Source organism: Clostridium sp. ATCC BAA-442 (genome assembly GCF_964239415.1).
GTDB classification, from domain to species: domain Bacteria; phylum Bacillota; class Clostridia; order Oscillospirales; family Oscillospiraceae; genus Flavonifractor; species Flavonifractor plautii.
This window is the reverse complement of the sequence record NZ_CAXSQB010000060.1, coordinates 9,900-19,376: the sequence shown is the minus strand read 5'-3', so window position 1 is coordinate 19,376 and position 9,477 is coordinate 9,900. Positions and strand designations below refer to the sequence as shown.

Here is a 9,477-nt window from a genome sequence, read left to right as displayed (position 1 = left end):
GCCACAAGGGCCCCCCCTACTTGGAGGCGGGGGTGTTGGGCCACCCGCAGAGTTGTAGGGGCGGGTGCCCACACCCGCCCGCGGCTGCGGGACACGGTCAGAGCCATTGGTCCGGCGAGCCGATGTGGGCAGAAGGGGAACTGCCACGAAGGGGCAAGAGAAGCCGCCCTGGGGCGCCGGTCCCTACAGACCGAGGCTTTGGGGCCTGTTTGAAACATGTCAACAAGCCCAATCGGCGGGCCTTTTGACCGCTGGACGGCGCAATTTTTCCTTGAAATCCGTCCGGATTCCCGCGAAAAAATTGCTTGCCAGCAGCCGAAATCCCTCGCTGCTGGGCACATCGCCAAGTTTCAAACAAGCCCTAGTCTGGCGGGGAAGAGAACCACGCCCGCAAAACCGAAGAAAAGAGGAAAAACCATGCTGCAATTCAATCATTTTAACTTTAATGTGCTGGATCTGGAGCGATCCCTGGCCTTCTACCGGCAGGCGCTGGAGCTGGAGGTGGAGGAGGAGAAGGAGGCCGACGACGGCTCCTTCAAGCTGGTGTACCTGGGGGACGGGGAGACCGGCTTCCGTCTGGAGTTAACCTGGCTGCGGGACCGCACCGAACCCTACGATTTGGGGGAGCAGGAGTTCCATCTGGCCTTCGTCACCGACCGCTTTGATGCGCTGCTGGCGCGGCACCGGGCCATGGGCTGCGTATGCTTTGAAAACCCGGATATGGGCGTTTACTTCATTGAGGACCCGGACGGCTACTGGATCGAGCTCGTCCCGGAGCGGGGGTAAGGGGTGAGTCAGACCATAGGCGGCCGGCTGGCCTACGCCGATCTGCTGCGGTGTACCGCCATGCTGGCGGTGATCGTGGTCCACATAACCGGCGGGGCCCTGGAGGCGTCGCCGGTGGGAACGCCCGATTTTATGGTGCTCAACGTGTACGACGGGCTGACCCACTGGTGTGTGCCGGTGTTTGTCATGCTCTCCGGCATGTTCTTGCTGGACCCCAAGCACAGCCTCCCCCCCTCCAAGCTTTTTTTCGGCCATATGCTGCGTATCGCCGCCGCCTTGGCGGTATGGGGGACGGCCTATGCGCTGGTGGAACGGGTACAGGTGCACGGCCTGAGCTGGGAGAGCGTCCGGGCAGCCCTCTATCAGGTGCTCCTGGGAAAGACCTGCTTTCACCTGTGGTTCCTTTATATGCTGCTCGGCCTGTATCTGGTCACCCCGGTGCTGCGTGCCTTCGTGCGGGGGGCAGGCCGGGGGGATTTCCACTGGTTTTTCCTGCTGGTGTTTGTCTTCACCTTCCTCCTGCCCACCCTTCTGCGCCTGCGGCCCAGCCAGACGGTGAGCCTCTACCAGAGCTACCTGAATATCAAGCTGGTGCTGGGCTATGTGGGCTACTATGTACTGGGTTATTACTTAAAGGAGTATACACTGAGCCGCCCGGCGGAGTACCTCATCTACCTGCTGGGGATCGCAGGGGCGGCGGTCACCGTGGGGGGCACCGCCTGGCTGTCCCAGCAGCGCGGGGCGCTGGCCCAGACCTTTTACAACTATGACAGTCCCAACATCGCCCTGATGAGCACGGCGGTCTTTGTGCTCTTCCGCTATTTGCTGGGGGTGAGCGACGAGCGCTCCCGCCGCCAGCGGTTTTCCGGCGTGGCGAAGGTGTCCTTCGGCATCTATCTGGTGCACGTGTTCTTCCTCATGCTGCTGCGGAACTTCGGCATTACCGCCCTGTCCTTCCCGCCTGTGCTGTCGGTGCCGGTGCTGACGGCGGCGGTATTCCTGGCCTCCCTGGCGGCGGCGTGGCTCCTCTCCAAGGTGCCGTTCGTGGGCAAGTATTTGACTTAAAGGAGAAGCGGCATGCTCTTTTCCAGTTCGGTGTTTCTCTTCCTGTTCCTCCCGGTGGTCCTGCTGGTGTATTACCTGCCCCTGCGGAGGTGGCGGCAGGGGCAGAACGTGTTTCTGCTGCTGGCCTCCCTGGGCTTCTATGCCTGGGGGGAGCCCTGGTTTGTACTGGTCATGCTGGGCTCCATCCTGGCCAATTACGGCTTCGGCCTGTGGGTGGATGCCTGCAAGCGAGCGGGACGAACCTGCGCGCCCCCTCTTGTGACCGCCCTGGCGGTGAATCTTGGTATCCTGTTTGTATTTAAATACCTGACGTTTACACTGGGTATTCTGAACCGCCTGGGGGCGGCCTTTGTCATTCCCGGTATTGAGCTGCCCATCGGCATCTCCTTCTTTACCTTCCAGGCCCTGAGCTATGTGCTGGACGTCCACCGGGACCGGGGGGAGGTGCAGCGCTCGCCCCTAAAGGTGGGGCTTTACATCTCCTTCTTCCCCCAACTCATCGCCGGACCCATCGTCAAGTATGAGACGGTAGCCCAGCAGATCGACCACCGCAAAGAGACCTGGACGGACTTCTCCGCCGGGTGCAGCCGGTTCATCGTGGGCCTGGGCAAGAAGGTGCTCCTGTCCAACCAACTGGCCGTGGTGGCCGACCGGGCCTTCGGCCTGGGGGACGGCCTGTCCGCCTCCTTCGCCTGGCTGGGCGCCCTGTGCTACACCCTGCAGATCTACTACGATTTCTCCGGCTACTCCGACATGGCCATCGGCCTTGGCAAGATGTTTGGCTTCCACTTCCTGGAGAACTTCAATTACCCCTACATCTCCCGGTCCATCACCGAATTCTGGCGGCGGTGGCACATCTCCCTGTCCACCTGGTTCCGGGACTATGTCTACTTCCCCCTGGGGGGCAGCCGGGTGGACTCCAGGGCCAAACACATCCGCAACCTGTTCGTAGTGTGGCTGCTCACCGGCATCTGGCACGGGGCCAACTGGACGTTCCTGGCCTGGGGACTGTTCTACTTCGTGCTGCTGGTGCTGGAAAAATACGGTGGGCTGGGCCGGGGCTGGCCGGTGTGGGCCAAATGGCTGTTTACCTTCCTGATGGTGAACTTTGCCTGGGTGCTTTTCCGGGCGGACAGCCTGGCGGCGGCGGGGCAGTACCTCCAGGCCATGTTCGGCCTCGGCGCCGGGGGGTGGGACGATCTGACCGCCCTCTACCTGCGGGAGAACTGGACGGTGCTGGCGGCGTCGGTGCTCTTCGCCGGACCGCTGGCCCCCCGCCTGCGGGACTGGGCCGCGAAAAAGGACAGCCCCCTGCTGGACGCGGGCTACGCCGTGCTGGCGGCGGCGGTGTTCCTGGTGTCGGCGGCCTTCCTGATCAAGGGTACCTACAACCCCTTCATCTACTTCAATTTTTGAGGAGGCAGAAGCGTGAAGCGACGCAATACCATGACCGCCGCGGTCTTCCTGCTGGCGGTGGCGGCGGGATTCCTGCTACTGGCCACCTCCTTCTTCGGCGGGGAGGGGAAGTTTGAGGCCCTGCTCAAGGCCTTCGTTCAGAACCGGGACGTGATGGCCTTTGTGGACGGGGCGGAGTCCGCCGTCAACGGCGATCTGGACCGGGATCACCTGTTTATCCAGCTCTACGGCGGGGTGCAGCGGCTCTCCGGCCGCCGGGTGGTGGAGGACGCGGTGGGGGAGAATACCGTGGTGCGGTTGTCCACCGGCGGGCTGAATTTTGTGGATCTCCAGGCCGCGCCCGGCGTCGGGCCGCAGGTGGCGGAGAACGCCGCCGCCACGGCGGCGTTTTCCCAGGACCTGGAGGCCCTGGGAATCCCCTATCTCTACGTGAACGCCCCACAGAAGCTCCAGCGGGGGGAGGCGCTGCTCCCGACCGGGGTGGAGGAGTATGGCAACGAGAGCGCCGACGCCTTCCTGGCCGAGCTGGAGCGGCGTGGGACGGACTATGTGGATCTGCGCCCCCTGTTTGAGGAGAACGGCATCTACTCCAACTGGTTTTTCCGCACCGACCACCACTGGAAGCCCGAGGCGGCCTTTTTCGCCTGGCAGGCGCTGACGGACGAGCTGGAGGAGCGGTACGGCCTGTCCGCCAACCCGGCCCTCACCGATCCGGCCAACTGGGATACCCGGGTGCTGGAGCACTTCTTCCTGGGCAGCCAGGGCAAGCGGGTGGGCTCCCTCTACGCCGGGGCGGACGACATCACGCTCTATACCCCAAAATTCGATTCCGAGCTGACCTATTCCTGCCCCGCCTACGGCTTTACCCGCACCGGCCCCTTTGAGACGTCGGTGTGCTTTCCCGAGCGGGTGGCCCGGCAGGACTGGTTCAACGGCAACCCCTATACCTACTACGCCGGCGGCGACTACCCCATCGCCACCATCACCAACCACAAAAATCCGGACGGGCCGCGGGTGGTGCTGCTGCGGGACTCCTTTGCCTGCGCCCTCACCCCCTTCCTGGCCCTGTCCTGCTCGGAGCTGACCACCATCGATCTGCGGTATTTCGAGGGGGATTTGCTGGACACCATTGCGGGCCTGGAGCCGGATATAGCCCTCACCCTCTACACTGCGAGCACCACCCGGCTGGACAACCTGTTCCAATATGAACATACGGAGGAATGAGCCTTGACCATACAGAGACAACCCTCCCTCCGGCGGCTGGACTGGCACTATATGGCCATGCAGATCGGCTTTTGGGCCATGTTTGCCTCCATCGTGGGCTATCAGACCGCCCTGCTGCTGGACCGGGGCTTTTCCAACGGGGAGGCCGGGCTGATGACCTCGGTGCGCTGCCTGGCGGGCATTGTGTGCCAGCCCCTGCTGGGGGGCTTTGCCGACCGGCACCCGGAATTTCCCCTCAAGCGTATCGTCTCCCTGTCCATGCTCCTCTCCCTGGGGGTGAGCGTCTGGTACTGGCTCGCCCCGGGCATGGGGCTGGGGGAGACCGCCCTGGTGTGGGCGGTCATCGGCGGGCTGGAGGTGTCCTCCTACCCCCTCATGGACGCCATGGCCATCCAGTTCATCAACGACGGCGTCCCCATCCGCTACAGTCTGGGCCGGGGACTGGGCTCCCTGGCCTACGCCCTGACCTGTGTGTTCCTGGGCTTCCAGGTGGGGCGCTCCGGGGTGGAGAGCACGCTGCTCACCCATGTGGTGCTGGTCGCGGCGGAGATCGCCCTGGTGGCCACCTACCCGCCCTACCGGGGCAGGCCCCGCGCCCGGGATGCGGAGGGGCCGAGGCCACAGTCGGCTCTGGCCCTGCTGCGGTCCAACCCGTCCTTTACACTGATGCTGGCCGGGGTGCTGCTGAGCCTGACGGCGGTGCTCCCCCTGTCCAATTTCCTGGTGAACGTGGTCACCAGCCGGGGCGGCACCGACGCCGATCTGGGCCTGGCCATGTTTGTGATGGGGGCCTTCGAGCTGCCCACCGCCTTCCTCTTCCCAAAGCTGCTCCGCCGGTTCGGCAGCGGTCGGCTGCTGCTCATCAGCGCCGTATTCGGCACCCTCAAGGCCGTGGCGCTGCTGTGTACCTTCAACTACGCCGGCGTCCTGCTGGCCCAGCCCCTGCAACTGCTGGGCTACGGCCTGTTCACCCCGGCGTCGGTCTACTTTGTCAATGAGTCCGTGCCCGAGGCTGACCGGGTGCGGGGCCAGACGGTGATGATGGTGGCCTCCAACGGCATGGGCGGAATGCTGGGCGGCCTGCTGGCCGGCTGGACCTTGGATATGGGCGGCGCAAACTGGATGCTCGCCGCCTGTATCGCCTGCGGCTGCGCCGGTGCGGCCCTCTGCTGGGCGGCGCTCCGGTGTCCGGCCCGGCGGACGGTTTGAAAAAATTGTAGGCGGAAATCATAAATTTAACCCATTTCACCCTTCCCAAACGGGGCGGGATGGTGTATGATATCTGCGGATTTTTGTTGAGACCTGGAGATTCGGATACCCGACGGAGGGACGATTGTATGAACATGAGAAAGACCAAAATCATCTGCACCCTGGGGCCTGCGGTGGACCATGCGGAGACCATTGAACGGCTGATCCGGACCGGCATGAACGCTGCCCGCTTCAACTTCTCCCATGGCAGCCACGCCGAGCAGTTGGCCCGGCTGAATATGTTCAAGAAGGTGCGGGACACCCTGGGCGCCCCCGTGGCCACCATTCTGGACACCAAGGGCCCCGAAATCCGTATAAAGACCTTTGCCGACGGCCCCGTGACTCTGGAGCAGGGCCAGGGATTTATCCTGACCACCGATGACGTGCCCGGCGACGGCCGCCGGGTGAGTGTCACCTATGCCAACCTCCACAAGGAGGTGGGGCCCGGCTGCCGCATCCTGGTGGACGACGGCCTCATCGAGTTGCGGGTCCAGAAGGTAGAGGGCCACGAGATCCACTGTGAGGTGGAAAACGGCGGCCCCCTGTCCAGCAACAAGTCCATTAACATACCTGATGTGCACATTCTGTTGCCCTCCCTCACCGACAAGGACCGGGAGGATCTGAAGTTCGCCGTGGACAACGACTTCGACTTCATCGCCGCCTCCTTCGTGCGCAAGGCCAGCGACGTGGAGGACATCCGCGCCGAACTGCGCAAGCACGGCGGCGACAATATCCGCATCATCGCCAAGATCGAGAACCGGGAGGGCGTTGAGAACCTGGAGGGCATCATCGCCGCCTCCGACGGCATCATGGTGGCCCGGGGCGATCTGGGCGTGGAGATCCCCGCCCACGAGGTGCCCATCCTCCAGAAGAAGATGATCAAGGCCACCATCCGGGCCGGCCTGCCGGTCATCACCGCCACCCAGATGCTGGACTCCATGATCCGCAATCCCCGTCCCACCCGGGCCGAGGTGTCCGACGTGGCCAACGCCGTGTTCGACGGCACCTCCTGCGTCATGCTCTCCGGCGAGACGGCCTCCGGCAAGTACCCCATTGAGGCCCTGTCCACCATGGTCAACACCGTCACCGCCGCGGAGGAGGCCATCGACTATTGGGGCCGCTTCCGGGAGCGCAGCCTGTTGCCCGTGGTATCCGGTATCAGCGACGCAATCACTCACTCCTGCTGTCTGACCGCCATGGATCTGAACGCCTCGGCCATCCTGGCGGCCACCCGGTCGGGCTACACCGCCAAAGTCATTTCCCGCTTCCGCCCCGCCTGCCCCATCGTGGCCCTGTGCCAGAATGAGTCCACCCGGCGGCAGCTTGCCATCTCCTGGGGCGTGCACCCCTACCTGTCCGGCGAGGTGGATTCCACCGACCGGATGTTCTCCCTGGCTGTGGATGTGGCCCGTAAGGAGAACGCAGTCCAGATCGGCGATACGGTGGTGATTACCGCCGGCGTACCCCTGGGCCAGTCCGGCACAACCAACCTGATCAAGGCCCAGATTGTGGAGGGCGGCCTGTAAAAACCTGTAAGAAGGAACGCATAACAAGAACCGGACCGGCTCCTACGTATGCCGGTCCGGTTCTTTATGAAAGGCCCGCGGCCCCTCAGATGGTGCCGCCATAGTCTACCACAGGGGGTTCGTCGTGTCAAAGGCCGCGGCGTTCTCCGGGAGAAGATGGGGACGGCGATGCAGCAGACACCGGCGCTGGCGTACTGGATGGCCGCGTTCCTGGTCATGCCGATCCGCTATCCTACGGTATACTGGATGTTTCCGCAAAAGAAAAGGGACCGCACGCAGAGCTGCGGCATACAAATGGGAAAAGGGGGGAGCATATGGAGAACCGCATTCTGGCCCGGCTGGACGGCCGGGCGGACCCGGAGTGGCTGCTCACCCTGCTCAGCGTGCTGCCGCTCAACACCTACACCCTGGAGGAGTGGAACGAGGCACTGTCCCAAGCGGCAGGGAGGCGGATCTTCTGCCCGTCTTACCGGACGTTATCCGACTATTTACACCGGCTGGTTTTAGGAGTACAATAGCCTTGTAGAAACTGCACAAGGAGGTGCCCCATGAAACTGACCTTTTTCGGCGCGGCAAGGGCCGTCACCGGAAGCTGCCACTGTGTGGAGTGCGGGGGAAAGAAGATTCTGGTGGACTGCGGCCTGCAGCAGGGCCGGGACGAGCGGGACAACCAGGAACTGGACTTTGCCGCCGGGTATATCGACGCTGTGGTGGTCACCCACGCCCACATCGACCACTCCGGCCGCATTCCCCTGCTGGTGAAGCAGGGCTTCACCGGCAACATCTACTGCACCCGCCTGACGGGGCAGCTTCTGTCCATCATGCTGCGGGACTCCGCCCACATCCAGGAGAGCGACGCCCAGTGGCAGAACCAGAAGGGCAAGCGGGCCGGGGAGGAGCCGGTGGAGCCCCTCTACACCGTCCAGGACGCGGAGGAGGCGGTCAAGCGCATCGTCACCTGCGAGTACGGTACCACGCTTCAGATCGCCGACGGGGTGAAGGTGCGCTTCGTGGACGCCGGGCACCTGCTGGGCTCGGCCAGCGTGGAGATGTGGCTCACCGAGGGGGACACCACCCGCAAGGTGGTCTTTTCCGGCGACATCGGCAACCGGGATCAGCCCATCATCCGCGACCCCCAGTACATCAGGGACGCCGACTATGTGCTCACCGAGAGCACCTACGGCGACCGGCTCCACGACATGGACAAGGATCCGGACTACACCGCCGACCTGGCCGCCATCATCGACGAGACCCTGGGCAATGGAGGCAACGTGATCATCCCCTCCTTCGCCGTGGGCCGCACCCAGGAGCTGCTGTACTTTATCCGGGAGATGAAGGAGCAGGGCCTCGTCAAGAGCGTGCCCGGCTTCTCCGTGGTGGTGGACTCCCCCCTGGCCGGCGAGGCCACGCGCATCTTCTCCGGGGATCTCCACGGCTACCTGGACGAGGAGGCCATCGCCGCCCTCAAGGGCGGGGCCCTGTTCCAGTTCCCCGGCCTTACCATCACCGAAAGCAGCGATGAGTCCCGCGCCCTCAACCTGGACCCTACCCCGAAGGTGATCATCTCCGCCTCCGGTATGTGCGACGCCGGCCGTATTCGCCACCACCTCAAGCACAACCTCTGGCGGCCGGAGTGCGCCGTGGTGTTCGTGGGCTATCAGGCCGAGGGCAGCCTGGGCCGCCGGCTCCTCAACGGCGTCGGCTCGGTCAAGCTCTTCGGCGAGGAGATCGCCGTGCGGGCGCGGATCGTCAACTTCCATGGCCTCTCCTCCCACGCCGACCGGGACGGCCTGCTGCGGTGGATCGAGCACTTCAGCCCCCGGCCCAGGCAGGTGTTCGTGGTCCACGGCGACCAGGAGGTGACGGAGGTCTACGCCAACACCCTCCGGGAAAAGGGACTGGCCGCCCACGCCCCAAACTACGAAGAGGTCTACGACCTGCTGGATAACCAGATGCTCTCCCCCGGCCTGCCGCCGGAGAAGAAGCCCGAGCCCGCCTCCGGCGGCTCGCCGGCCTACCAGCGCCTGGAGGATGTGGGCCGCAGGCTCATGGAGGTCATCGCCCACAACAAGGGCGGCACCAACAAGGATCTGGGTCGGTTCGCCGACCAGCTCCGCGCCCTCATCGAGAAGTGGGACCGCTGACGCGCGTCCCAAACCCCCGGCCCGCAGGGCCGGGGGTTTTCCGCGCCCCGCATCCGCGCAAGAGCCGG

General features: G+C 64.3%; 8 protein-coding genes. All 8 read left to right on the top strand.

From position 1 onward, the window contains the following. Window positions 1–417: 417 nt before the first annotated feature. Window positions 418–786 carry a VOC family protein gene (locus ACESY8_RS17490; protein WP_054339507.1) on the top strand — a complete coding sequence of 123 codons (369 nt, stop codon included), beginning with the start codon at window positions 418–420 and terminating at the stop codon, window positions 784–786. Window positions 787–789: 3 nt separating this feature from the next. Continuing rightward, window positions 790–1,851: an acyltransferase gene (locus tag ACESY8_RS17485; RefSeq protein WP_007488911.1), complete on the top strand. Its 1,062-nt coding sequence runs from the start codon at window positions 790–792 to the stop codon at window positions 1,849–1,851. A gap of 12 nt (window positions 1,852–1,863) precedes the next feature. Then, the gene (locus tag ACESY8_RS17480) at window positions 1,864–3,267 is read left to right on the top strand and encodes an MBOAT family O-acyltransferase (protein WP_054339506.1); all 1,404 of its coding nucleotides are present in this window, start codon (window positions 1,864–1,866) and stop codon (window positions 3,265–3,267) included. 12 nt (window positions 3,268–3,279) lie between these two features. After that, the gene (locus tag ACESY8_RS17475) at window positions 3,280–4,491 is read left to right on the top strand and encodes an alginate O-acetyltransferase AlgX-related protein (RefSeq protein WP_338154741.1); all 1,212 of its coding nucleotides are present in this window, start codon (window positions 3,280–3,282) and stop codon (window positions 4,489–4,491) included. A gap of 3 nt (window positions 4,492–4,494) precedes the next feature. Then, a complete protein-coding gene (locus tag ACESY8_RS17470) occupies window positions 4,495–5,700 on the top strand; it encodes an MFS transporter (RefSeq protein WP_009258330.1) in 1,206 nt (401 codons plus the stop codon). A gap of 128 nt (window positions 5,701–5,828) precedes the next feature. Then, complete coding sequence (gene pyk / locus ACESY8_RS17465) at window positions 5,829–7,265, top strand: pyruvate kinase (RefSeq protein WP_034567142.1); 1,437 nt, start codon at window positions 5,829–5,831, stop codon at window positions 7,263–7,265. 314 nt (window positions 7,266–7,579) lie between these two features. Beyond that, window positions 7,580–7,783 carry a hypothetical protein gene (locus tag ACESY8_RS17460; RefSeq protein ID WP_007488921.1) on the top strand — a complete coding sequence of 68 codons (204 nt, stop codon included), beginning with the start codon at window positions 7,580–7,582 and terminating at the stop codon, window positions 7,781–7,783. A gap of 30 nt (window positions 7,784–7,813) precedes the next feature. Then, window positions 7,814–9,409, top strand: coding sequence for an MBL fold metallo-hydrolase RNA specificity domain-containing protein (locus ACESY8_RS17455; protein WP_054339505.1), 1,596 nt, complete (start codon window positions 7,814–7,816; stop codon window positions 9,407–9,409). Window positions 9,410–9,477: the final 68 nt, after the last annotated feature.